The sequence below is a fragment of the Coleofasciculus sp. C1-SOL-03 genome, assembly GCF_040220555.1.
Classification (GTDB): Bacteria; Cyanobacteriota; Cyanobacteriia; order Cyanobacteriales; family Coleofasciculaceae; genus Coleofasciculus.
Genome location: NZ_JAVJUO010000004.1, coordinates 26571 through 50391, shown reverse-complemented (window position 1 = coordinate 50391; position 23821 = coordinate 26571). Strand labels below are relative to the sequence as shown.

Genomic DNA, 23821 nt, shown 5'->3' with positions numbered 1-23821 from the left:
TTAAATACAACTGTATTTACTCATCAAAGCTTTGCCTTTTCTAATCCTGACTATTAGTCCAAATTCATTAGAGAATCGTGATGATTAAACTCTGGGAATAGGAATAATTGTAACGTAACCGATAGCATCAGTCTGGCAACCAGTAATCCGAATAGTTTTGGAGTCAAATGTCAGAGGATGATTTCACAATTACCGCGCCTAAGTTAATCCTTTCGATTCTCCGTATAATACCTACACTCATCATCAGTCAAATGCTGTTAGCTTCCTCGAACCCAACCCAGAAAAACGTTCTAGTTATCACTCATTCAAAACATGCCAAACTTGGGCGTATTGAACCTATGCTCAGGCAGAAAGGCTATAGACTTGATATTCGCTGCCCACGTTTTCAAGAAAACCTACCCGCAACCCTAGACAGTCATGAAGCCGTAATCATCCTCGGTGGTGTGATGAGCGCTAACGATAGTAACACTCTACCATTTATTCGTACAGAACTGGAATGGATTCCCAAAGCCCTCGATTCCCAAAAACCATTTCTGGGAATTTGCCTCGGTGCTCAGTTATTAGCTCGCGTTCTTGGTGCAACCGTAGCTCTCCATCCTGAAAAGAGAGCAGAAATCGGTTTTTTTCCGATCAAACCAACAGAAATTGGACAAACTTATTTGAGGAATCCGTTACATGTCTATCATTGGCATTGCGAGGGATTTGAGGTTCCAAAGGATGCGGTTTTGCTGGCACAAGGTAACACCTTTCCCAATCAAGCTTTTCGCTATGGCAAAAATGCCTATGGATTGCAGTTTCATCCGGAAGCCACTTTAGAGATCATTCGTCACTGGATTACTGAAATTGGTCAAGGTTGGCTGAACCTGAATGGCGCTCAGTCTCCGCAGGAACAGATGCAAATGTACGCGCTTTATGAGCACGCGATGGAAAACTGGTGCAAAGATTTTTTGGACATCTGGATACCGGAACCCACTGGCACTCGTCAACTTGCTGCTCACCACCCCTGTCTCATACAAGCCGCTTGATATTGCTTAAAATCACATCCCCAGACTAATTCTAGAAGTCATTATACCAGTTCTCTTGTGCTTTATTCAGCTCTAAAAAATTGGTGTTCGCTTAAGAATTGGGGTAGGTTTCCCTAAGTAAAACCCTTGGGCATAATCCACACCTAACGCCTGCAATCGTTCCAAAATTGCCACATTTTCCACGTATTCAGCAATCGTCTTAATTTGCTTCGCCTTAGCCATTTGGACAATCGCCGAGATAATCGCTTCAGAGATAGGATTATGCACGAGATCTCGCACAAACATGCCATCAATTTTGACAAAATCTAACGGTAATTCTTTAAGATAGGCTAAACTGGACATGCCTGTACCAAAATCATCCAAAGCAAACTGACAACCCAGGTTTTGCAAACGCTGGATAAATTGCCGGGTTCTGTCTAGATTGATTAAGGCTACCGTTTCAGTAATCTCGAAGACTAAACTACTGGGAGGAACCGGATGATTAATCACGGCGTTTTCCAGAAAATCGAGAAAGTTGTCATCATTGACACTGGAACCAGACAGGTTAAACGCAATAATACACCCACAATAATAATCCCTTGCCCAACAACCCATACATTTACTCGGGTGATAAATGCCATTAAAAAAGGATTCCAGCACCCAACGATCAATGGATGGCATTAATCCTGATTCTTCGGCACAGGGAAGAAAGTAATTGGGTGGGATAATTCTACCATCTTGTCCCACCATGCGGATTAAAATTTCCTTGTGAACATGACCCTCGTCTCCCTGAAGGAGAGGGAAAATCGGTTGAAAGTATAAGCAAAACCGATCTTCTGTCAGGGCAGATTGTAAGGCTTGACGACTGGTTGATTCTTGACAGAGATTTTGTTGCACATTTTTCACCTCCAATTTGTCACCTGCTGCTCTTTACCTAAATGCTACCAGAAAGGTGATTTGAGAACAGGTTATAGGGATAACAGTTAAGCGTGAATGAGGGGCGAAACAAACTGATGTGGCAATTCTCAATGAGTTATGGAATCGTCTGTTCCCAGTTAAGCGTTCCTTTGACTCACCAAAATATTTGCGACTCAAGTCGAATCGCTATGGGTTTATTGTTGGGATAAGCGTTTAACGGTTGTACCCCCTAAGCGCTGATCCGCATCTTCCAGTAAAGTAGGAATTGTATCAGCATGGGGACTCTGGTGTAAACATGCCTGAAGGTTGATTTTTCTGATTTGATCGGCTTTAGCACCCGGAAACCAATGTCCCGCATTGGTTAAGAGGTTGTAACGCATTTTAGCATATTCAACCATATCATAGGCGATCGCTAAATTTCTCAGCCACAAAATCACCGGGATATTCACACCGCCAGGGGTTTCCTCGTGGCTGGGTAAACCGATGTGCCAGGTTTTGAACCAGTCTTCTCCCAGGCGTGCGATCGCGGCGGCTTCTAATCGTGCCACAATTGGGGGTAATATGTCATCAACCTGATCCCATAATTCAACGGCTTTCAAATGTTCATCAAAATCACTCGGGCGAGATGCACCTAAACTCAAGGTATGCACCTGGGGATGAGACAGGCAAAATAAATCATTAAATACCATTGGACTCAAGGGTTGACAAAGTTCAACTAATCGCTGTGGCGGTTTATACAGCATTCCCCCTTTATCCGACGGACTAATAATAAAAACGCCCATATCGTGACGAGTTGCGGCTTCAATTGCCGCCCAATTAAACTGATTGATATAGTACCAGTGCAGATTGACATAATCAAACTGATCGGTTTCAATAGTTTTGACTATTAAATCCGTAGCACCGTGGGTAGAAAAGCCAATAAACCGCACTTTTCCTTGGGCTTGTAACTGACGCGCTACATCCAGACAGCCTCCCGGACGAATGCTATCATGGAGCAATTGCGGCGTGTTTATACCATGAACTCCCAGCAAATCAACATAGTCGAGTTTCAGGAATTTCAACGATTGCTCAAACTGACGCCGAAATTCTTTGGGGTCTGGTTTAGGACTAACTTTGGTCTGGACAATTAATTGATCACGGGGAAATTTGGGCAAAATTTTGCCTAACTGCATTTCTGATGTGCCGTAACCCCGCGCTGTTTCAATATGATTAATTCCCACGTCAATCGAGCGACGAATGGTTGCTTCTAAGTTGCGTTGATTATCTTTCGGAATTAACCAGGCGGGCATATCTTTCCATTTGAATTGATAGCGCATTCCGCCACAAGAGAATACTGGCATGTGTAGTTCGGTGCGTCCAAATCGTCTGTACTGCATCATAAAAACGTTTAGAAGTCAAGTCCTTAACGGGTGAATCTTAAAAATTTGTATTCAACCTATCTTCACTTTAAGCCAAAGCCAAAATATCTGGCGATGGGGACGGTGGAAAAAAGGCAAGTAGGTGGACACAATTAAAGTTAGCGGTGGAGATTAGGGAACAGGGAACAGGGAACAGGGAACAGTAAGGGTTTGAGGGTTGTTTACATAAGTTAATCTAGTTAAGATTATTTCCACCAACTTACTTAGAGTCTCCGCAACGCTGTCCAATGACATGATTAGAAGGTAACTGGGTATCAGGACGTGATCACAATTTCACCAAAGATGAACAGATAGGCTTGACTCGCGCCTTGACGTTCCCCCTCGCCTTCTTCCCAAATCGTCTCTAACTCCATTTGGCATCGTAATGTTTGGCATTCCATCATGTTTTAACCCTTGTCTATAATTAAAGTAAATGTCACTGACTTAAACGGGGTTTGTAGTAGGCACTTTAGTGCCATTATAATTAACCTGTTGTAACAGCTAAGGGATTCAGCTATTGAGAGTCACAGTGTTTGACTGGACATTATCCCCCGACTAAGGAAGTAGGTAAAACTAACATAAACTCGATTAAGTGATGCTACTCATCTTCAATCCCTTACAGAAGACCAATAACCAATGACTAATACATTTCCTCATGGTTACGCTTTACTGATTGGTGTAGGTGAATCCGCTTACCCGAAATGGTCACTCCCGGTGACAGTAAAGGATATGCACGCCATTCAGTCGATTCTCACTGACCCGAATCTTTGTGGATATCTGAATGATGAACAGCATATCCGTTTATTATATGATGCTGGGGCAACTCGTCAGGCGATAGTTGATGGATTAACCTGGCTGAAAGCACAAGCGGCGGCGGATACGGAGGCGACAATTATTATCTATTATTCGGGTCACGGGTGGCTGGATCAATCGACGGGTGAATACTACTTAATTCAACATGATATTGAAGCTGTGGATATCCCCGACTCGGCGGTGTCGGCTCAAGCCTTTACGGAAGCAATACGCCAGATTTGTGCCAAACGATTGCTAGTGATTATTGATAGTTGTCATGCTCAAGGTATGGCGACAGCCAAGGATAAAATTGTACCGATTAAACTGCCCACAGATTTTGCACAGACGGCGTTACCGAAACAGTTTATTGCGGAACTGAAACAGGGAGAAGGACGAGTTGTTTTTACGTCGTCGAGAGGCACACAGTCGTCTTGGATTCGTGCAGATGGGGCGATGAGTGTCTACACCTATCATTTAATCGAAGCGCTACAAGGGGCGGGAAATCAACCGGGAGATACAGTGGTGCGGGTGTCGAATTTGATGAATTATCTGGGGAAAGCGGTTCCCGAAACGGTGCAGCAGGAGTATCAGCAAGAACAAATCCCTTTCTTTGATTTAGCCACCGAGGATTTTGCGGTGTCACTATTGCGGGGAGGGAAGGGTTTACCGGAGAATGGATGGGAAGCGGTAGAAGCGGATGTGGCTGAAACGATGGGGAGAGTTATTGCAGGTAGAGATGTGGCTATAGCGTCGGGAACTCAAACCGTTGATAGTTCGGGTTCGGGTAATGTGAATTTCGGGAATATTGCCCATGCTGGAGAGATTAGGATAGAGAAGAGTTCGTAATTCGTAATTCGTAAAATCGTAGAATTGTAAAATCGTAAAATCGTAAAATCGTAGGGTGCGTTAGCGACAGCGTAACGCACCGTTTTTAAGTAAAATTGCAAAATCGTAGGGTGCGTTAGCGACAGCGTAACGCACCATTTTTAGCTTCTATATATCCCAAATACTGTTAAACATCTCTGGAACTTCCCTCATCCCCCAATTAGGCGGATAAACACCTTGAGTGATAAATCGATGAATCGTTGAAAATTGCCAATCCTGCGGACTCTGGCATAATTGATGTCGCACCGGATTGTAATGAATATAATCGCAATGATTAGCCAAATCTCTATCATCCCGAATCAGATGTTCCCAAAATCGCCTTTGCCATAGATTGCCTTCTTGTCGTTTTTGTCGAGAGGCAGAAATATCGGCATAAATTTCTAATTGGTTGCCGTATCGTTTCGTCACAAAGGTTTTAATTAATCGCAGTCGAGTTGATAAATCGCCATCTCCTGCTGGTAATGTCCATAAACAATGGAAATGATTGGGTAAAAGTACAAAGGCGTTGATAGTGAAGGGATGGTTTTGACGAACATGGGTGATTGCAGTGCGGAGTGCAAGTCGTGCGATATCGCTGATTAGCCAAGGTTGACGATGATGTGTGACTTGGGTGAGAAAATAAGTACCACCAGGATGTTTGGTTCGGCGGTAGTTAGGCATGGGTATTTTGGGGTGAGTTGTTTATTTTAAAATACCATCGACGGGTTTTGATGGTTGGTTCGGTGCGTTACTTTGTTAAGGTATCCGACGGGTTTTGATGGTTGATGGTGGGTTCGGTGCGTTACGCTGTCGCTAACGCACCCTACGGTTCTACGGTTGATGGTGGGTTCGGTGCGTTACGCTGTCGCTAACGCACCCTACGGTTCTACGGTTGATGGTGGGTTCGGTGCGTTACGCTGTCGCTAACGCACCCTACGAGTTCTGATGACCAAGATTGAGCAATTACAGGCAATTCTTAATCGAGTCGCTACCCATTCCTACACTGAAGCCGATATTATCGCGCTGCGGGATGCGGTGATTGTTCGCGGTGACCAGATTGTGGCGCAAGAGGGAGATCACAATATTAATATCGGTCACATTGGTCAGGCTGGGGATATTCAAATTAATCCGACCTATTATGGTGCTGATGCCGAGACGATTAAGGCAATCTTACAAGAGATAGTATCAGAGCTTCAGCCTCAACCCACAGGAATTCCCCAGAATCTTCCCCTCAGTGGTGTGGTTCAATTTGTGGGACGAGAATCCGCCTTGGCTACGCTACATCAACAGTTACAGGATAATCAGCAGGTTGCCATTTCTGCGGTGGCGGGGATGGGAGGTGTGGGGAAAACGGAATTGGCGCTGCAATATGCTAGGCGCTATTCCCATCGGGAAAATGTTCCGCCAGAATCGGTGTATGAGGGTGGGGTGTGCTGGTTGGATGGGCGAGGGGTGGATTTAGGGATTCAGATTGTCCAATTTGCCAGAACTTATTTACCCTTATCGATTCCAGAGGGGTTAGAGTTACCGCTTCAGGTGGGGTACTGCTGGCGAAATTGGCTACCGCCGGGACAGGTGCTGATTATTATTGATGATGTCACGGATTATCAGCAAGTGCGGCAGTATTTGCCCTCGGAGGCTTCTCGGTTTAGGATGCTCATCACGACGCGGTTAGACTTGGGGGCGTCGATTCGCCAGTTACCCCTGGATGTGCTGAAACCGAGAGCAGCATTGGCGTTGTTAGAATCACTGATTGGACGAGAACGGCTGCAACAGGAACCCTGGGAAGGGCGGAAACTCTGTCGCTGGTTGGGATATTTGCCTTTGGGTTTGGAATTGGTGGGGCGATATTTGCGGCGAAAACGGGATTTATCGTTACAGGAAATGTTATCTCGGTTGCAGGCGAAACGGTTGGAACAGTTAGCGCTGAAAAAGCCGAAGTCAGAGGATGATATGACGGCGCAATTGGGGGTAAGAGATGCGTTTGAGTTGAGTTGGCAAGAATTAGATGAGTCAGCGCGGGAATTGGGGATAGGGTTAAGTTTATTTGCGGCTACGCCAATTCCCTGGCGATTGGTGGAGGGGTGTTTGGCGGAGATTGATGCAGAGGAGTTGGAGGAAATTAGGGATTATGGGTTGGTGAATCTGCATTTAGTGCAGCGTCAAGGGAAGGAGTTGTACCAATTACATCCGCTGATTCGGGAATTCTTGATTAGTAAACGGGAAGCGTCAGGGATAGCGGATGGGTTGAAGCGGGAATTTTGTCGGGTGATGGTAGGGGAGGCTAAGGGAATTCCGCAGACGCCGACATTGGCAGAAATTAAAGCAGTCAATCCGGTTATTCCTCATATTGCAGAAGCGGCGACGAGTCAACAAGACTGGTTGACGGATGATGATTTAATCTCGCCCTTTGGTGGTTTGAGTCGTTTTTATGAAGGTCAAGGACTCTATAATCAAGCTGAACCTTGGCGTAAGGATTGTGTATCCGTCACTGTCCAGCGTTTGGGAGAAAATCATCCCGATGTTGCTACTAGCCTGAATAATTTAGCAGGATTATACCGTTTTCAAGGACGCTACCAGAAAGCTGAACCGCTTTATCTAAAGGCTTTAGCACTATTCAAACGCCTGCTGAAAAAAAAACATCTTGATGTTGCTACTAGCCTGAATAATTTAGCAGGATTATACGAATCTCAAGGACGCTACGAGGAAGCTAAACCTCTTTATCTAGAGGCTTTAGCACTGACAAAACTTCTCCTCGCAGAAAATTATATCTTTGTCGCTACTAGCCTGAATAATTTAGCAGGATTATACGAATCTCAAGGACATTACGAGAAAGCTGAACCTCTTTATCTAGAGGCTTTAGAACTAAAAAAACTTCTCCTCGCAGAAAATTATATTTTTGTCGCTACTAGCCTGAATAATTTAGCAGGATTATACAAATCTCAAGGACATTGCGAGAAAGCTGAACCTCTTTATCTAAAAGCCTTAGCATCGTACAAACGCCTGCTAGAAGAAGATTATATCTCTGTCGCTACTAGCCTGCATAATTTAGCAGGATTATACAAATCTCAAGGACATTACGAAAAAGCTGAACCTCTTTATCTAAAAGCCTTAGCACTGTACAAACGCCTGCTAGGAGAAAATCATCCTTCTGTCGCACGAAGCCTGCATAATTTAGCAGCACTCTACGATTCTCAAGGACACTACGAGAAAGCTGAACCTCTATTAATAGAAGCCTTAGAGCTGACTAAACGTCTGCTGGGAGACAATCATCCCGATGTCGCTTCCAGCCTGAATAATTTAGCTTATCTATACAATGCTCAAGGGCGTTACAAGGAAGCTGAACCTCTTTATTTAAAAGCTTTAGCGCTGTACAAACGCCTGCTGGGAGAAAATCATCCCCATGTCGCTTCCAGTTTGAATAATTTAGCAGGAGTCTACTATTGTCAAGGACGCTACGAGAAAGCTGCACCTCTGTTAATAGAAGCCTTTGCACTGTACAAACGCCTGCTGGGAGACAATCATCCTCATGTCGCTTCCAGCCTGCATAATTTAGCAGGACTCTACGAGAATCTAGGACACTACGAGAAAGCTGAACCCCTTTATCTAAACGCATTAGCACTGAGAAAACGCCTGCTGGGAGACAATCATCCCGATGTTGCGACTAGCCTGAATAATTTAGCAGAACTCTACCTTTTTCAAGGACGCTATGAGGAAGCGGAACCGCTTTATCTAGAGGCTTTAGCCATTGCCGATCGCACGTTAGGATCTAATCATCCTAATACTGTCACTTTCCGTAATAATCTGCAACTCCTGCACTATAGATTAGACCATTCTCCCTGATGGCGCTGATGGAAGTGGCTGGCAAGATTTACGCCGTACATCAATCATATAGCGCTACGCGCCAGGGAATAGGCAATAGGCTTTCTTGCAATAGTGAAGACAAAAGCTTACTTGACAAGGGATTGGCAATGGTGCGTTACGCTACTAGCGTGACCCAGCTAAAATGATGGAATAGATTTGTTTTGTAGTGAGGGAACCTTAGCCCTCTCTAGCTAGGCGTTAAAGCACGCTTTGTGCTTACTACAAACAAGCGCGAATCGCTCACAATCGGATCAGCGTTTTAAGGTTTATCACTCTGGAACTCCCGACATAAAATCCTCTGACAGGCTAATCAATTACTGGCAAGCTTTTGGATTCTTTCCGTCTTGTGATCAGGATAGGGCGTGGGGAATAGAGAATGGTAACGCTAAGATCATCAAGCAGAAAACAATCGGGTTAAAAGTCGCTTAGCGAAACGCTTGGAGCCAGGTTTGGAAGATAGAAATCCGCCTAAAATTCGCCGGATAATCCATTGGTTTGCTGTTGGACGTAATAAATAAAGTAAGTGTCGAAACCCAAAGAAAAATAAGCCAATCATTACCAAAGCAGCAATCAGCATAAAAGGGGTATTCAGGAAAACTGGGATAAAGGGAATCACTAGCAGCATAGCAATCAGCAACGCCAATCCCAAGGCGAGTCCATTGATTAACCGAGTTAACGGCAAAAATGTACCAAAACGCAACTGACTCATGATTTGTTCAATTAACCAATAATGCGCCGCTGAAATCTGATGGGAAAACTTGGGACGTTCTAGACAATTGCGCTGGATTTGATGCATAATATCACCATCCATACCAATCACACTTCGCATCAGCGCCTCTTGGGAGTTGCCGCGCTGATAGTACGTACAAAAGCTGAGTCCCGATTGCCAACGGTTTTCGTCATCAATGAGAGCGTAATATCGCAAATCTGTGAGTAATTGGCGGGAAAGCTTCAAGGAATCCCCCATCTGTTGAGCCTGTTGAATCTGATGTAGAATCTCTTTATCTAAGGTGAAGCGAATTCCGTGAAACAGAACCTGAGAGCGAGAAATGCGTTCTACCTCAATTTGAATACAAGAGGCGATCGCTAAATTCTGACGTGGAGAAAGCAGGTGAGACGGTGATGCTAAACGAGGATGCTGATTCATAAACGTCAAACCGTGTTTCCTTTTCCCTGCGTGCAGCGCTATACCTTAGGACTTATGTAGTGTAGCTTTGATTAGACCAATAATAAACTCCAACAGTCCCCGCCATTGTCGTTCACTGGCGATGACTCCCTCTCGGTGAATTTGCAGAATAACCTCTTTCTGGGGATGGTGAAACAGGGATTGATCATAACGGTTGATCACATCGCCATCGAGTTGAATCACGGTTTGAGCGCAAATCGTATCCGTGGCGATCATCCGTTGAATCATCTCAACTTGATCGGGTTGTTGAGAAACTAAACGTAGTACCGTCTGATTCCGATCATCCAAAGCGGCTTTGAGTTCCGCCAGTTTACGCAACCCGCGTAAAAAACGACAGTTCCCTAACAGTCGTTGAATAGCAACAATTGTCTCTGGACTTTTCAGATCCAGGGGATTGGGGAGACGAGTGGGAGTACGCTCAAAGTCATGGGCGAAACTGGAGTTATCCTGCTCATACACCGTCGGATCATGAAGTTCCGAGGTTGGATCATTCAACAGCCCCCGATACTCCCGTTCTAGACTGGTGCGTAACTCCAAGTAGCGATCGCGTAATGACTCGTGGATACCTTGTTGTTCTAAATACTCTGGCGAAATCGGGTAAATATCCCGGTAGGCTTCCCAGGCAATAAACTTATGACCACTAATATGATCCACCACGATCGTATTCACTTCTAGCGCCGTGAAGTCGATCAGTGTGTCACCTAACGACTGCAAGAAATGATTAATATTTCGATTCACACCCGAATTATTGCCTCGGCTTTTAGAGACGGGTACATCTGAATGCTCTTGTCGATTGCGATTGGTCATCAACCCACACCTTTTTAGAACACCTGTTCAGTCATCCAATCATCTACCGAAATTTCCCGAAAATGGAAACCTTCGTGACTCAACGTATTTGCGGGAATCCTCGCCCTCAACTCTCGTAGGGCGAGGAGGGATAGCGGGATGCCCGAAGAATGAAGGCATCCAATTTTTTTACGCTACGCATAAACCGTTATTCCTCCTGATTAACTTGATCTTGCTGGGTGCAAATTGCCCGATACGTTTCCAGGTATAGTCGCAAACGGAAACATTCTTTTTCTTTTTGGTATCGGTAAATCCGCTGACGTAGCCGATGTAGACTTTCCCAGCTTTCTCGGCTCTAACCAAATCACCAATCCTTGCTCCATAAGGTGTAATCGTCCCACCCTTACGCTTCCTGACTCCAGACTTATCTGGGACTTCAAAGTGCAGTTGACGGCGGAAAAATCCGTACTCTTTCCCCCGCTTAACTGCACCAGGACGGGTGATGATTTTAAATGGGGAAGGGGTCACGTTGACGCTGCCCTTGTGGGTATAACCATGGGAGTTAAAGCCAGTAAATGGGACATACTTGACGAAATATCCACAAGCTAACGCCACTCCATCAACTGCGTGGGTCTCTGGTTTAGCTATGGACTTGTTCGCCTTATCTTTTTCTAACCCTAGTTGGGTTCGGAGTTGGGATGTGCCGTTACCATTCTTCTGCCAACCATGCCGGACATAGACAGGGGCAATTTTTTCCATCTGGGATATCGCCCAATTCTGACCTGTCATCACCGAGGAGAAACCCTTCCCCGACTTGGCGCGTTTGCGTTTAGTCTGATCTATGTCGGCTGTGACCCGTTCATACCCAATTGCAGTTACTGGAAATATCGCCGCCAACTCTTTGACTACCCGTAATTCCAACTGTCGGGAGGCTTTAATAGATGGGGGAAGTTTGCACTGTTTGCGGTTATCGAACCTGCATTGTCGGTGGTTACGCAGCTTAAACGGAACGCTCCGGTTAATCCGCCGTCCCCGTCGTCCCCGTCGTAACATGGCGCGGGTTTCCATCCGTTTTTTAACCCGCCCAAATGGGAGGATAAGGTGTAGTTGCAGCAGGGTACACCTTCGGGACTGAACCCCGACACCGGAGTAGGACTTACCCGGATCGACCCCTACAGCGATTGGCTGCACTTCCTCAGCCGATGGTGGTGTGGTGAGTTGGACATAGTAAATGTCCAAGTCTGACCATTTTCCTACCGCCTTACCTTCTTTGACCCACCGTCTAGCCCTAGACGGCTTGGTAGGCATCAGTGGCTTTCCTTGTTTGCTAACTACTGGAACACGATTCATAGAGATAATCCATTCGTGTAATGTTTACGTCTCTTAAGGCATTGATAGGGGTGTGTCCTGGAATTAGAGGGTGTTCAGAGATTCCTGAACCTACATGTAATCCGAACTAGAGAAGCGTTCGGAAGTGATTATCCCCTACCAACTCATGCCCTATTCATGACTTCGGAGCAGGTTATCTCTGCCAATCCGCGTCTTCACGAAGTAAGGCGCGGTTCATGAATTGTATCGCTCTACGTAGTCGGAATCTCTCCCCCAGCTCCCAGACGTAGCATGCTACGTCTCTACATTGCTTCCTCTGCTTCCCCTAGGGTTCCTGATGTTTATCCTGAAAGGGGCTAGGAGGTGGAGGCGGTGGTGGTTCTCCTGGCTGCGTTGATTTAGGCTTCTCCTGCCAGTCTTCCTCTGGATGGCTTAGGGGATCAAAATCATCCATGGAAAATTCCTCCAAGGAGAGTTCCTCGAATTCATAATCCGGCTCATTCACATTTTCATCCACCTTTTCGGCGGCTTGGTTTTGATCCCCCAATAAATCCATGGGATCAGATGATTCTGACGTCAGTTCTTTTTCCTCAGACTCTTCGGGTAAAGCACCTAACCCTTCCAGGGGATCACGGCTAGACTCAGCGGTTTGGCTTTCACTCAAGTCTGACCATTCAATCTCACTATCAACCTCAGTTAAATCGGAATAGGGTTCAAGTTCCTCAACGGCAAATTCATCCCAGTCTTCCTGAATATTTAACTCCGAGGGAGACTCCTCCACAGGTGGAGGTGCAGCAAAGGGGTCAAAGTCTTCTACTAAATCACCCCAGTCTTCATCCGTCTCCATCTGGGCAAAAGAGCGATCGCCTAATTCCGGTTCATCTACTACCCAATCATCCCAGTCGGTATCGTCGTCTGTATCTTGGAGTTCTGCTAAGGAGTCCAAACTGGGCATTTTGTTCGCCGATTCCGGTTCCCTCGGTGTGGGTTCAATGTCTGTCTGGGGTGGGATATCCGGTTCAGCCGAGGGGGGCGACTCCAATTCCTCAAGTTCCAAGGTTCCCCAATCTTCGTTGAGAACCTGCCAATCTTCCTCGTCTAACTCCGCTGTGGGGCGATCTGGGGTTGGTTCAGGTTCAGCTTCTGCTTCAATGAATTCGTCTCTCACATCCTCAGTGACTGAGGACTCTTCCTCCTCTAGAGGTGGGGGTGGAGGAGGGGGTAATGACTCCAGTAAATCTAGCACCGAGTCATCCTCATCTTCCTCATCTTCTTCCTCGGCTTCGTCTTGTTCCTCCCACGATGTCGTTGTCTCTGGCGAGGGAGTCGATTCAGGAACGACCGCTTCCTGAGTCTCCTGAGTCGTCAACTCTGGCGTCTGGGCGGTCAAGTCGGCGGCTATAGGGGCGATTCCCGCATCCGGCGGGGCGGCTGTCTCTTCAGGAGGGAGGGATAAGGACGGGTAGTCTACCTCACTCAACCCCGTCTGATCACGTTGCAGCGCGATTAAAATCTCAAAAAGCTTTTGCAAGCTTTTAATATTATTCTCAACCAGCTGATTGCCATGTGCCACTTGGTCTACATGAAAGGGGAGGAGATCTCGGTAAGGACCATTGCCAATAAACTGATCCCCAATCTCATTCGCGATCGCTCCCTCAATCGTATTAATTTGAGTTTGCAGGCGATAACCCGGTTGGGCAGCTGTTTCGGCGTGTGCTTCAGTATCAGCAGCCACCCAGGTGGTAATTTTCAACTGAACGGCTTCCGCCAAAGCCCCAGCAAACGCTTCTTCAACCTTGCCTGCTTTGAGTTGTTGCCTAAAATCCTCACTCGACGCCATAATACACTCACCTGAAATTTGGGCGATTACTAATACAGAAACTGCCAGATTTGTCAACCTCTATATTCAAGATTAGGGCAAATTATCCTGACTCGAAGGCGACAAAGCTGGATTGGTCTCCCGAAGACGCGGCTGGGTTGACTGTTGAGGTTGATACTGCACGCGAGTCAACACAGTAAACAGTTGTTGCAAGTTTTCCAGATTATTCTGGATAATCTGGCGTCCTTCCTGAACTTGCTGGGTATGAAATTGGCGTAGTTCCGTGTAGGGACCATTGCCGATAAATTGAGATCCTACCTCATTATCGATGGAGCCTTCCACAATATTAATCCGGGTACGCATACAGGAATTAGCCGCCGGCTTCTCTGTTTGGGGCGAATTGGCGGAAGCCACCCAGGTCGTAATTTCCAACTCCACCGATTCCGACAAGGCTAGGGTAAAGGCGTCCCCAATATTCCCTGCCTTTAGTTTCTGTTTAAATTCTTCGCTGGTTGTCATGTAATTAATCTGCTCCAGCTATATCAGCTCAACAATATACTCAAAGTGCTTTGACTATAGCAAACTTCCGCCTCTACTCTCTACCTTACCTGTTCCCTGTTCCCTGTTCCCTGTTCCTTGACTACCAAAAATCCGTCACGCCATAACCTAGCTCACTCAGCATCTGGTACAACAGGGGTAAACTCAGACCAATAACATTACTATGGCAACCGTCTAGTTTTTCGACAAATAAGCCGCCCCGCCCTTCCAGCGCAAAGCAGCCCGCGCATTTAAGCGGTTCGCCTGTCGCCACATACGCTGCAATCGTGCGATCGCTAACATTGGCAAAGTAGACTCGTGTTATCCCACAACGGACAATTGTTTTATCCTCAGATACATCTATTAAGGCATGACCCGTATAAAGTTCGCCCACTCTACCCCGCATCATCTGCCACCGGGCGATCGCTGCTTGGGGATTGGCAGGTTTCCCGTGGATTTCACCCTGAATGCTTAACACTGAATCACAGCCTAACACTAGCGCCTGATTAAATTTAGGCGCAACGGTTTGGGCTTTGTGCCATGCCAATGTATTGACTAACTCTACCGGATCAGTAACTTTAACCTGAGATTCATCAAAATCACTTTGACAAACGATTGGTTCAATGCCAGCATTTTGCAATAAACGGCGGCGTGCTGGCGAAGCGGAAGCTAAAACAAATTTTCTCATTCGTCATTCGTCTTATGTCATACTCGCTTCCCCAAAAGAAGCAAACTACATCATTTGTTATGTTTGTTGCATTGATCTTGACAAATGATCCCTAATCTAATAAACATTAAACGAACTAACAACTTGGGTAAACAAGTCTTTGACTTTATCCCAACGTTCTTCGGTAGTTGAAGCATTCAGGGTATAGAGCTGATCATGGCTAACGACGGCTGTGGCTAGGTCATGCCGATTTTGAGTGGGGAGTTGAACGCTATATTCGAGAAGATAATAGGTTTTATCTCCTTGTGATTGCGCCTTAGCATCAACTAATTCAACTTGACGATTAGAATTTGCTGCCGACAGCACATTTTGTTGGAGTTGGTAACCGACTTCCCCAGGCGTTCCTAAATCGGTGAGGCTTGTATTTTCGGGAACGGGGTTAATCACCACACTGACATTTTCGGTTGGCTCGATCAAATCCCGAAATACAACATCGGGTCCATCAGTGACTTTAATCGGCACCCAACCATTCGGATAGAGAAACTCATAACCGTCAGCCGTATCGACATAGCTTTTCAGTCCACTCACGCCGACGGTGCAGCCATGCAGACCTAAGCTCAATACGAGCAGCAAAATGGCGGCAATGGTCTTGAGCATCTTTTTATCCTTTGAATTGGTGCATTTTGATTGTCTCATCTTCTGGGTACACTTGAGTAGGATTGAGCTTTTCAGTAGGTAGGGACAATAGTTAACGGCTGAGAACTCGCTCCCGAAAAGAAGCAAGCTACGTCTTATGTCTTATGTCAGGATTTGCTGTACTCAGAAATGGTAACAAGCCTCAAATCCTCACTGTTGCCCGTTCCCCATTCCCTGTTCCCTTGCCCTCATGCTCAAAGGAACCACTCTAGGAAGGTTTACGTCGGTATACTGTAAAACTTGCTCAAGCTGACCCTCTTAACATTACATTAAAGCGAAAAACGAAAACAACGATGAACCCAACCTATCGCATACTGACCATTCTTGGATTAATGACTGTCCTGACTGGATTCTCGGAAGCGGTTTGCGCTCAACCGCCAATCAGGGTTGTGCAGGAAGCCTCGTCAGAAGAGTCAAAAGCCGTACAACTGTATAACCAAGGCGTCGATAAATTAGAAAAGGGTGATTATGCGGGTGCAATTTCTGACTTCGGTGATGCTTTACAACTGAATCCCGAAGATGCGGATACCTACTATAATCGCGGCTACGCTTATCATAGTCTGGGTAATTACGACGCTGCCATTTATGACTATACCCAAGCCATTGAGTTAAATCCCGATTTCAGTCAAGCCTATAGTAACCGAGGTTATACCCATTTTGTGCGCCAAGATTATCAAAAAGCGATCGCGGATTTCACCAAGGCGATTGAAATTGAACCGGATAATGACACGGCGTACATGAGTCGAGGACAAGTTTATGATCAATTAGGCAATTCTGAAGCGGCTCTCAACGATTACGCCAAAGCGCTGGACATCAATCCCGACAATGCTCGCGTTTATTATAATCGGGGACTAACCCACAATCGCCTGGAACAATATGAAGACGCGATCGCTGATTATACGAAGTCGATTGAACTGCAATCCGACTTTGCCGAAGCGTATTACAGTAGAGGTCGGACTCAATTCAGCTTAGATAATCTCGACGCAGCTACGGCTGATTTACAGAAAGCGGCTGAACTGTTTCAAGAACAAGGCAGATCAGACAGTTATCAAACGGTTATGAATGAACTGCAAGTGATGCAAGGGGAAGCAAACCCCTGACCCTACTGATTTTGGTAAGTTAGGCTAAATCGAACTAATGTTTCGCGTAATCCTTGATCAGATTTCACATCGTTGTTAGTCCAAAATCGCTGGATTAACAGGGGTGTTCCCGATTTTGGGATTCGCAGAACTTAGCTAACGCTGGATACAGAGACAGCGACGTACATTAATCCACTAACTAAAACTAGAGCCGCAATTCCTAGGAATACATAGTTGCGTTGCTCGGCTTTGGTTGGTGGTTCAGCTTGGTAAACTTTGGGTTCACGGGCAAAGTTATTTAAACGTCCGCCTTCTTCTGTGGTATAGGGCATGAATGATAACCTTCTTTACTCATCTTATAGAATTGTAACAAACTCTCAGTATAAATACTCTCTTATTTGGATAAGAAATTGTTATAGTTGCTAAAAAGTGGCATTAGTACAAGGGCGACCAATCCAAGCTGGGACAAATTTGTTCCCGGTTCTACTGCACTAACCCTCTAATAATCGTTGTACCGAAACCCGAACATCAGGAAATGCCAAGGGCTGAATTTCTCCCATCGTCAGGGTTAATTGGCGGCTATAGTCGCGATCAACAGGTTCACGGAACACTTTCAGGTGTCGGTTTTTTAAGTTGACAACCCAATAGTCCTCAATTCCAGCAGCGGCGTAAGCCTTGCGCTTGATCTCCAAATCTTTAGCAAGGCTGGTGTTAGCAAACTCAATCAGCCAAAACACATCCTCAGCGTAGGGATGGCGCTGGCGATAGATTCGTCCCAGAGGTCTGACGATCGCCAAATCAGGTTCAGGTTCTGAATTGTTCGGTAGGGTAATAGGACGACCTTCCCGGACTTTAGCGCGATCGCCTAAAAGTTGGCTCAGATAAGTCCCACTTTCATCTCCCAGGTAAGCGTGTTCGGGACCCTCCGGGGGCATTTCAATAATTTCTCCATTTAACAGTTCGACATGACGATTGGCTAAAAGACCGACTTCAATCATGCGGTGATAGTCATCTAGCGTCCATTTGGCGGTAGTTACGGTCATCACAGTATCCCTTGCTTCCCCAGCTTCCAGACGTAGCATGCTACGTCTCTACATTGGCTTCCCCAGCTTCCCCAGAAATCAACAGTCCCTAACTAATCGTCCCCGTCAACGGTGAACTTGCACTGGCATAACTTTTAATCGGAATTCGCCCCGCCAGAAATGCCAAACGCCCCGCTTCAGTCGCCATACCCATGGCTTTTCCCATCGCCACCGGATTTTTGGCTAGGGCGATCGCACTATTCACCAGTAAGGCATCTGCCCCCATTTCCATGGCTTGGGCGGCTTCACTGGGCGATCCAATTCCCGCATCCACGACCACCGGAATCCCTGCTTCTTCGATAATAATTTGAATATTTGCCGCCGTTTTAATCCCCTGTCCCGAACCAATCGGCGAACCCAAAGGCATCACGGTGACACAGCCCACCTCTTCTAATCGTTTAGCTAACATAGGGTCAGCATTAATATACGGCAGTACCGCAAACCCTTCTTTCACCAGTTTTTCAGCCGCTTCTAATGTCCCAATCGGGTCAGGTAATAAATATTTCGGGTCGGGAATCACCTCTAACTTGACAAAATTATTATCCTCTTGCCCCAATAACTTTGCCATTTCCCGACCTAACCGCGCCACCCGCACCGCTTCCTCTGCGGTTTTACAGCCGGCGGTGTTGGGTAACATCCAGATTTTTGTCCAATCCAGCGCTTCTGCCAATCCTTCATGACCCGGCGCTTTGGTTTGCACCCGCCGCACGGCTACGGTAACAATCTGACTCCCACTCGCCGCAATACCCTGTTGCATTTGTTCAATGGTGCTATATTTCCCTGTACCGGTCATCAGCCGGGAGTGAAATGTTCGACCGGCAATGATTAACGAGTCAGATGTCGCTGGTTCTGTAACCGAGGGGGTTTGGGGAGATACGGGCGTAATTGGAGAACTGATCATTAAATTTGAGCAGGATTGATGATAAAAGCGATCGTATCGAAAATGGTCTAATAGCGGATCAGCGGTTTGCGTTTCCATCCAGTCTGCCAATAGCTGGGCGGTTATCGGGGCGAGGAGAATACCGTTACGATAATGTCCCGTCGCTAGAGTCAGATTTTCACAAGGGCTGACTCCCAGGATCGGACATTCATCGGGGGTGGCGGGTCGAAATCCCCACCAGCATTCCCGTATTGACCAATCCTGTAGGGACGGATATAACCGTATTGCCCGTGAGAGTAAGGAGTGAATTCCCCCTGGCGTATTATCCGATTGCCATCCCACATCCTCACTGGTGGCACCAATCAGTAATCGCCCATCTCGACGCGGCACTAAGTAGGTATCAGGTCCATACAGCACCCGTTGCAGGGGTAAGGGCTGATGGGGATGGGTTGGGATCTCGACTGACAGCATCTGACCCTTTTTTGGATACACGGGTACAGGTAGCAGTTGGTTTGACCAAGCCCCTGTTGCTAAGACATAGTGATCAGCCTGAAATTCACCAATCGAGGTTCTGACATTACAAACGCGACGATTTTGCTGCTCAATTGCCTCAACGGTAACGCCTTCGCGCAGGTCAATCCCTGATTCTTGAGCGGCTAATCGCAGGGCTTGTGCCAAGGCGCGGTTATCGACTTGCCCATCTTCGGGATACCACCAACCACCAATCACATCTGCCCCTAAACCGGGTTGATATAGATGAATTGCCTGTTTATCTAACCAATTGCCAACCTCAGGGTGAGACGCTGAAGCCTCTTGATAAACTGGGGCGAGAATGCCGCAGGGCAAGTATCCTGTCGCCACACCCGTTAGCTGTTCCAGTTTGGTACACCATTGGGAATAGAGCGATCGCGATCGCCCACATAATTCCCGCATCGGACTGTCGGGAATGGCTTCTGCATGAGGGGCTAACATCCCAGCAGCAGCTAGAGTCGCTGCTTGTTTAAAATTGCGGGTTAATACCGTGACTGTCGCCCCCCGCCACTTCAACTCTAGGGCGAGTGCCAAACCAATCACGCCACCGCCCACAATTAAAATATCACTGGAAAAGTTCATTAGATAAAATGTTAGACGCGCCCTAGCCAGTCCATACAGATTTGATCACGTTACCAGAGAGCCGTAATCGGTTCGGACTCCTCGGTGGCTGCATCAGCGCCTGTATCGGCTTGACCCACTGTTGTTTGAGGGGCTTGGGCTGTACCCTGATTAGTTTGGGCTTGCTCTACGGTTCCAATCGTCGCCGGAGCCTGAGCCGTTGGCTGAGTAGGCTGATTTCCGGCTTCAGCGGTTGTTCCTTGGTCGGTTGCCGTGTCTGGAACCGACTCAATGATTTGGTTCGCTGTGCGGTTTTCACCCCCAAAGAGTCCTCCCAAAAACGGAAGGGATATACCCTGCCAACCTAAAGCTGCTCCGACTACAACGGCAGCAATGATCACTAATCCAATTAATTTATTCATGGTTGTTTCCCTGTAAAGTCTACAGGACTTATGTCCCACCTACATATTAGATAGTTTTTGTACTGGCTTTTTTTACTCGACTGACCCCCTCTCCAGCTAATCCTTCTCAGGTATAGTGGCAACCGTCTCACCGGATTACAATATCTAGTGAGCTAACGACTTTCTATTATATCGCTCCTCTCCACTGTCATTAACTCCTGCTCCCAGACGTAGCAAGAGACGTAGCATGCTACGTCTCTACATTGCTCACAAATATTTCTGCACCACCTGCCATCCGGTATAGGACACCCAGGCAAATCCGACAAATAAAGCAATATTGGTTCCCAGATGAACTGCCCGCGCCCAAGGGTTTTGGGGACTAATCTGGGTGGAACTTGCAGCGGATACCGCCACCAATGCCACCACCGATAACCCGGCAATCAAGTGTCCCGAATGTCCAAGATTGCCATAATGACCGATTGTCCCCACTAAACCAATTGCCAAAAGCAGCAAGACCAAACTGACCATGACCCAACCGATGATGTAGTGTAAGGGTCGTAACCATTTGGGTCTTGGGCGTTGAGCGCGATGGTTGGCGAACAGAACACTGCCCGTTACCGCCAACAGTACATACGCGGCTAAGGACAAACCCATTGACCAAGCCGCTATTTTCCACAACCAGATAAAATCCGGCAGATTCACAAATTCATGCCTCAAATTCAGCCTGTTACTGTCCCCAATGGTAACGCAAGAGGTTGCTCGGCTGAACAACCCCCTTAACGTTTGTTTTTAACTGGCTTTTTTTATCTAGCTAACTGTTGCCACAGCTAAACGCGCTTCGTTTGCTGAGTTATTATTACGAATTGTTTCTGCCGTGATCTTTTTATCGTCAGTTGGTGGTAAAACGTCTTTAGCATCAGAGGACGCTGAATTACCGTCTTGAGCCACAAGTAAGCGAGTGCAAGGGATGGTATCTGAGAGAATCGCACTTGCCATCATGCCTGTGTGAATCTCCAAGAGCGCTTGGGGTAAGGCTTCAAAGACTAAGCGCTGTCCCGGAAACACCACGCGCTCAAAGTACCAATTGGGAATATTGGTGATCCGAGCAATTTGAATCTGACTCGTAGCATTGACGTAGCAACAGACAATGTGAGTTTGATTATCAGAAGGTAGGGGATCAAGTATCTGAGTCATAACTGCTGAGGTTCTAAATGAATCGTTCTTGTTATTACTTCACCTAACTTAGCACTTGTGATCCCTTACCTGTTGTAAATCCGACTACCAATTTAGGTGTATTTTCACTAATCCTGTCGGAAATCGCGTCGGAGCGATCGCCGCTGAGTGGTCAACTTATTCTATCTGTGGGCATGAGAATTTATACCTAAGGCTTAGCCCCTCAATTGGGGCGATTTAGGTAAGATCGCTTAGATTACCTCGCTCAGACTCCCAGATATGCCCCCGACAAAAAAAAATAGCACAAGCTTGAGGTCAGGGCGCGATCTTGTTAAAGTAAAGTTAAGTTATGTGAAAAAGAAATCAATTATCTGAGAAAGCTAGGTTGGGGCTATGTCATTCCCCCGGGTCGGTCAAGAGGCAAACGTCCGCGTACACCGGGTTTTCACCAAAGTTGGAAGAGAGATCTGCCGCGCTCAACCCAACCCACTCTGTTCATAAACGTCGATTTACCCTAGATAAAACTTATAATGTCACCCAAAATTCTTTATGTGCGCCTCCCCTGCAACCCAATTTTTCCGATTGGGGTTGTTTATTTAGCCGATCACGTTCATAAACTCTTCGACCAGGTACAACAGCGTATCTTTGACTTAGGTACTGTACCGCCCCTGGATTTTGCGCGATCGCTCGACGCCTGTATTGACGAATTCCAACCGACGCTGTTGGTATTCTCCTGGCGCGATATTCAAATCTATGCGCCAGTTGGCGGTAGAGGGGGGAACCCGTTACAAAATGCCTTCGAGTTCTACTACGCCAATAACCCCTTGGTCAAGTTACGGGGGGCGATTGGGGGATTACGCCTAGCCGCCGCCTATTATAGTGAACTGTGGCGTAACCTAGGATTGATTCGCCGAGGGCTTAAACGCGCTCGTACCTACAACCCCGAAGCGCGGGTGATTGTTGGCGGCGGTGCGGTTAGCGTCTTTTATGAACAACTGGAGACGAAACTCCCCAAAGGAACCATTGTCTCCGTGGGTGAAGGCGAAACCCTCCTGGAGAAACTCCTGCGGGGTGACGCCTTGGCTGATGAGCGCTGTTATGTTGTGGGTGAAACACAGCCGCGCGATCGCATGATTCATGAACGCCCGACTCCCCTAGAAAAAACCGCTTGTAACTACGACTATATCCAAAGTATCTGGTCGAGTTTCGACTATTATTTCCAAGAAAGCGACTTTTATATAGGTGTACAAACCAAACGCGGTTGTCCCCACAACTGCTGCTACTGCATCTACACCGTAGTCGAAGGCAAACAGGTGCGGATTAATCCCGCCGATGAAGTTGTCGCCGAAATGCGCCAGCTTTATGACCGAGGTATCCGCAACTTCTGGTTTACCGATGCTCAGTTTATCCCAGCGCGGAAGTTTATCGACGATGCGGTGGAACTGTTGCAGAAAATTCTCGACTCCGGGATGACAGACATTCACTGGGCGGCATATATTCGCGCCGATAATCTCACCCCGCAATTATGCGACTTGATGGTAAAAACTGGGATGAACTACTTTGAAATCGGCATTACCAGTGGTTCCCAGGAATTAGTTCGCAAGATGCGGATGGGGTACAACCTCCGCACCGTGCTGCAAAATTGTCGGGATTTGAAAGCAGCGGGATTTAATGACTTGGTTTCGGTCAACTATTCCTTTAATGTAATAGATGAGCGACCGGACACCATTCGCCAAACCATTGCCTATCACCGGGAGTTAGAGCGAATCTTTGGTGCTGACAAGGTGGAACCCGCGATCTTCTTTATCGGACTACAACCCCATACTCATTTGGAAGCTTATGCCTTTGAGAACGATATTCTCGAAAAAGACTATGATCCAATGAGTTTAATGCCTTGGACAGCGAAAAAGCTACTCTGGAATCCCGAACCCCTAGGCTCGTTCTTTGGCGAGGTTTGTCTGCAAGCGTGGCGGCAAAATCCCGATGATTTTGGTCGCGAAGTGATGAAAATTTTAGAGGAACGTTTGGGCTGTGCGGATTTAGAGGAGGCATTAGCGGCTCCGATTGAAGCCTCAGCTAAGACGCCGCCTAAACAACTGGTTACAGCGGGGTAGTTGATTCTATCCGTTTATCGTTAACTCGAACAGCTTGGAGAAATTCCACCCTAAAATGTATCATAATTAACATAAAATCATGGGTTAAAATTCTCCCCTGTTCCCAGACGCGCCATGGCACGTCTCTACACACCCACTTTC

General features: G+C 46.8%; 22 protein-coding genes. 5 read left to right on the top strand and 17 right to left on the bottom strand.

Going from position 1 to position 23821, the window contains the following annotated elements; all coding sequences use genetic code 11:
• The first annotated feature begins 167 nt into the window (after positions 1–167).
• On the top strand, positions 168–1025 hold the full coding sequence (locus RIE73_RS00420; protein ID WP_446399291.1) for a glutamine amidotransferase-related protein: 858 nt from the start codon (positions 168–170) through the stop codon (positions 1023–1025).
• 72 nt (positions 1026–1097) lie between these two features.
• Here RIE73_RS00420 and RIE73_RS00415 read toward each other — a convergent pair whose 3' ends face one another.
• From RIE73_RS00415 to RIE73_RS00405, 3 genes are all read right to left on the bottom strand, one after another.
• On the bottom strand, positions 1098–1910 hold the full coding sequence (locus RIE73_RS00415) for an EAL domain-containing protein (protein ID WP_446399290.1): 813 nt from the start codon (positions 1908–1910) through the stop codon (positions 1098–1100).
• 206 nt (positions 1911–2116) lie between these two features.
• Complete coding sequence (locus RIE73_RS00410) at positions 2117–3298, bottom strand: aldo/keto reductase (protein WP_446399313.1); 1182 nt, start codon at positions 3296–3298, stop codon at positions 2117–2119.
• Between the two features lie 296 nt (positions 3299–3594).
• Entirely contained in the window at positions 3595–3723 is a 129-nt protein-coding gene (locus tag RIE73_RS00405; RefSeq protein WP_446399289.1) for a hypothetical protein, read from the bottom strand.
• A 232-nt stretch (positions 3724–3955) separates the two neighbouring features.
• Here RIE73_RS00405 and RIE73_RS00400 point away from each other — a divergent pair, with 232 nt between their 5' ends.
• Positions 3956–4957, top strand: a complete 1002-nt coding sequence (locus RIE73_RS00400) for a caspase family protein (protein ID WP_446399288.1) — start codon at positions 3956–3958, stop codon at positions 4955–4957.
• A 147-nt stretch (positions 4958–5104) separates the two neighbouring features.
• Here RIE73_RS00400 and RIE73_RS00395 read toward each other — a convergent pair whose 3' ends face one another.
• Entirely contained in the window at positions 5105–5656 is a 552-nt protein-coding gene (locus RIE73_RS00395; RefSeq protein WP_446399287.1) for an REP-associated tyrosine transposase, read from the bottom strand.
• Positions 5657–5920: 264 nt separating this feature from the next.
• Here RIE73_RS00395 and RIE73_RS00390 point away from each other — a divergent pair, with 264 nt between their 5' ends.
• The gene (locus tag RIE73_RS00390; RefSeq protein WP_446399286.1) at positions 5921–8818 is read left to right on the top strand and encodes a tetratricopeptide repeat protein; all 2898 of its coding nucleotides are present in this window, start codon (positions 5921–5923) and stop codon (positions 8816–8818) included.
• A gap of 415 nt (positions 8819–9233) precedes the next feature.
• On the opposite strand, the gene RIE73_RS00385 is transcribed toward RIE73_RS00390, so the two are convergent.
• The 7 genes from RIE73_RS00385 to psbP form a co-directional block, all read right to left on the bottom strand.
• Positions 9234–9986, bottom strand: a complete 753-nt coding sequence (locus tag RIE73_RS00385) for a hypothetical protein (protein WP_446399285.1) — start codon at positions 9984–9986, stop codon at positions 9234–9236.
• A 45-nt stretch (positions 9987–10031) separates the two neighbouring features.
• Positions 10032–10832: a hypothetical protein gene (locus RIE73_RS00380; protein WP_446399284.1), complete on the bottom strand. Its 801-nt coding sequence runs from the start codon at positions 10830–10832 to the stop codon at positions 10032–10034.
• A gap of 168 nt (positions 10833–11000) precedes the next feature.
• Entirely contained in the window at positions 11001–12161 is a 1161-nt protein-coding gene (locus RIE73_RS00375; protein WP_446399283.1) for an RRXRR domain-containing protein, read from the bottom strand.
• 304 nt (positions 12162–12465) lie between these two features.
• Positions 12466–14037 carry a hypothetical protein gene (locus RIE73_RS00370; RefSeq protein WP_446399282.1) on the bottom strand — a complete coding sequence of 524 codons (1572 nt, stop codon included), beginning with the start codon at positions 14035–14037 and terminating at the stop codon, positions 12466–12468.
• A 15-nt stretch (positions 14038–14052) separates the two neighbouring features.
• Positions 14053–14478 (bottom strand): hypothetical protein, encoded by a 426-nt coding sequence (locus RIE73_RS00365; RefSeq protein ID WP_446399281.1) that lies wholly within the window; start codon positions 14476–14478, stop codon positions 14053–14055.
• Between the two features lie 121 nt (positions 14479–14599).
• The gene (locus RIE73_RS00360) at positions 14600–15184 is read right to left on the bottom strand and encodes a Maf family protein (protein WP_446399280.1); all 585 of its coding nucleotides are present in this window, start codon (positions 15182–15184) and stop codon (positions 14600–14602) included.
• Positions 15185–15280: 96 nt separating this feature from the next.
• Entirely contained in the window at positions 15281–15820 is a 540-nt protein-coding gene (psbP, locus tag RIE73_RS00355; RefSeq protein ID WP_446399279.1) for a photosystem II reaction center PsbP, read from the bottom strand.
• A gap of 371 nt (positions 15821–16191) precedes the next feature.
• Between psbP and RIE73_RS00350 the strand changes: the two genes are divergently transcribed.
• Positions 16192–16959 carry a tetratricopeptide repeat protein gene (locus tag RIE73_RS00350; RefSeq protein ID WP_446399278.1) on the top strand — a complete coding sequence of 256 codons (768 nt, stop codon included), beginning with the start codon at positions 16192–16194 and terminating at the stop codon, positions 16957–16959.
• A gap of 131 nt (positions 16960–17090) precedes the next feature.
• Here the strand turns inward: RIE73_RS00350 and psb34 are convergent, their stop codons facing one another.
• From psb34 to RIE73_RS00320, 6 genes are all read right to left on the bottom strand, one after another.
• A complete protein-coding gene (psb34, locus tag RIE73_RS00345; protein ID WP_446399277.1) occupies positions 17091–17270 on the bottom strand; it encodes a photosystem II assembly protein Psb34 in 180 nt (59 codons plus the stop codon).
• Positions 17271–17429: 159 nt separating this feature from the next.
• A complete protein-coding gene (locus tag RIE73_RS00340; protein ID WP_446399312.1) occupies positions 17430–17981 on the bottom strand; it encodes a Uma2 family endonuclease in 552 nt (183 codons plus the stop codon).
• An 88-nt stretch (positions 17982–18069) separates the two neighbouring features.
• A complete protein-coding gene (gene thiO / locus RIE73_RS00335) occupies positions 18070–20013 on the bottom strand; it encodes a glycine oxidase ThiO (RefSeq protein WP_446399276.1) in 1944 nt (647 codons plus the stop codon).
• 50 nt (positions 20014–20063) lie between these two features.
• Complete coding sequence (locus RIE73_RS00330; protein WP_446399275.1) at positions 20064–20414, bottom strand: hypothetical protein; 351 nt, start codon at positions 20412–20414, stop codon at positions 20064–20066.
• A gap of 246 nt (positions 20415–20660) precedes the next feature.
• Positions 20661–21095 carry a DUF4079 domain-containing protein gene (locus RIE73_RS00325; RefSeq protein WP_446399274.1) on the bottom strand — a complete coding sequence of 145 codons (435 nt, stop codon included), beginning with the start codon at positions 21093–21095 and terminating at the stop codon, positions 20661–20663.
• A gap of 105 nt (positions 21096–21200) precedes the next feature.
• Positions 21201–21587 carry a DUF1830 domain-containing protein gene (locus tag RIE73_RS00320; RefSeq protein ID WP_446399273.1) on the bottom strand — a complete coding sequence of 129 codons (387 nt, stop codon included), beginning with the start codon at positions 21585–21587 and terminating at the stop codon, positions 21201–21203.
• A gap of 509 nt (positions 21588–22096) precedes the next feature.
• Between RIE73_RS00320 and RIE73_RS00315 the strand changes: the two genes are divergently transcribed.
• Positions 22097–23680: a photosystem II high light acclimation radical SAM protein gene (locus tag RIE73_RS00315; RefSeq protein ID WP_446399272.1), complete on the top strand. Its 1584-nt coding sequence runs from the start codon at positions 22097–22099 to the stop codon at positions 23678–23680.
• The last annotated feature ends 141 nt before the right edge of the window (positions 23681–23821 follow it).

Excerpts from the sequence above, each read along its gene's own strand:
- RIE73_RS00420 (WP_446399291.1), top strand. The coding sequence starts at position 168 with ATGTCAGAGGATGATTTCACAATTACCGCGCCTAAGTTAATCCTTTCG.
- RIE73_RS00410 (WP_446399313.1), bottom strand. The coding sequence starts at position 3,298 with ATGCAGTACAGACGATTTGGACGCACCGAACTACACATGCCAGTATTC.
- RIE73_RS00405 (WP_446399289.1), bottom strand. The coding sequence starts at position 3,723 with ATGATGGAATGCCAAACATTACGATGCCAAATGGAGTTAGAGACGATT.
- RIE73_RS00400 (WP_446399288.1), top strand. The coding sequence starts at position 3,956 with ATGACTAATACATTTCCTCATGGTTACGCTTTACTGATTGGTGTAGGT.
- RIE73_RS00395 (WP_446399287.1), bottom strand. The coding sequence starts at position 5,656 with ATGCCTAACTACCGCCGAACCAAACATCCTGGTGGTACTTATTTTCTC.
- RIE73_RS00390 (WP_446399286.1), top strand. The coding sequence starts at position 5,921 with ATGACCAAGATTGAGCAATTACAGGCAATTCTTAATCGAGTCGCTACC.
- RIE73_RS00385 (WP_446399285.1), bottom strand. The coding sequence starts at position 9,986 with ATGAATCAGCATCCTCGTTTAGCATCACCGTCTCACCTGCTTTCTCCA.
- RIE73_RS00380 (WP_446399284.1), bottom strand. The coding sequence starts at position 10,832 with ATGACCAATCGCAATCGACAAGAGCATTCAGATGTACCCGTCTCTAAA.
- RIE73_RS00375 (WP_446399283.1), bottom strand. The coding sequence starts at position 12,161 with ATGAATCGTGTTCCAGTAGTTAGCAAACAAGGAAAGCCACTGATGCCT.
- RIE73_RS00365 (WP_446399281.1), bottom strand. The coding sequence starts at position 14,478 with ATGACAACCAGCGAAGAATTTAAACAGAAACTAAAGGCAGGGAATATT.
- RIE73_RS00360 (WP_446399280.1), bottom strand. The coding sequence starts at position 15,184 with ATGAGAAAATTTGTTTTAGCTTCCGCTTCGCCAGCACGCCGCCGTTTA.
- psbP (WP_446399279.1), bottom strand. The coding sequence starts at position 15,820 with ATGCTCAAGACCATTGCCGCCATTTTGCTGCTCGTATTGAGCTTAGGT.
- RIE73_RS00350 (WP_446399278.1), top strand. The coding sequence starts at position 16,192 with ATGACTGTCCTGACTGGATTCTCGGAAGCGGTTTGCGCTCAACCGCCA.
- psb34 (WP_446399277.1), bottom strand. The coding sequence starts at position 17,270 with ATGCCCTATACCACAGAAGAAGGCGGACGTTTAAATAACTTTGCCCGT.
- RIE73_RS00340 (WP_446399312.1), bottom strand. The coding sequence starts at position 17,981 with ATGACCGTAACTACCGCCAAATGGACGCTAGATGACTATCACCGCATG.
- thiO (WP_446399276.1), bottom strand. The coding sequence starts at position 20,013 with ATGAACTTTTCCAGTGATATTTTAATTGTGGGCGGTGGCGTGATTGGT.
- RIE73_RS00330 (WP_446399275.1), bottom strand. The coding sequence starts at position 20,414 with ATGAATAAATTAATTGGATTAGTGATCATTGCTGCCGTTGTAGTCGGA.
- RIE73_RS00320 (WP_446399273.1), bottom strand. The coding sequence starts at position 21,587 with ATGACTCAGATACTTGATCCCCTACCTTCTGATAATCAAACTCACATT.
- RIE73_RS00315 (WP_446399272.1), top strand. The coding sequence starts at position 22,097 with ATGTCACCCAAAATTCTTTATGTGCGCCTCCCCTGCAACCCAATTTTT.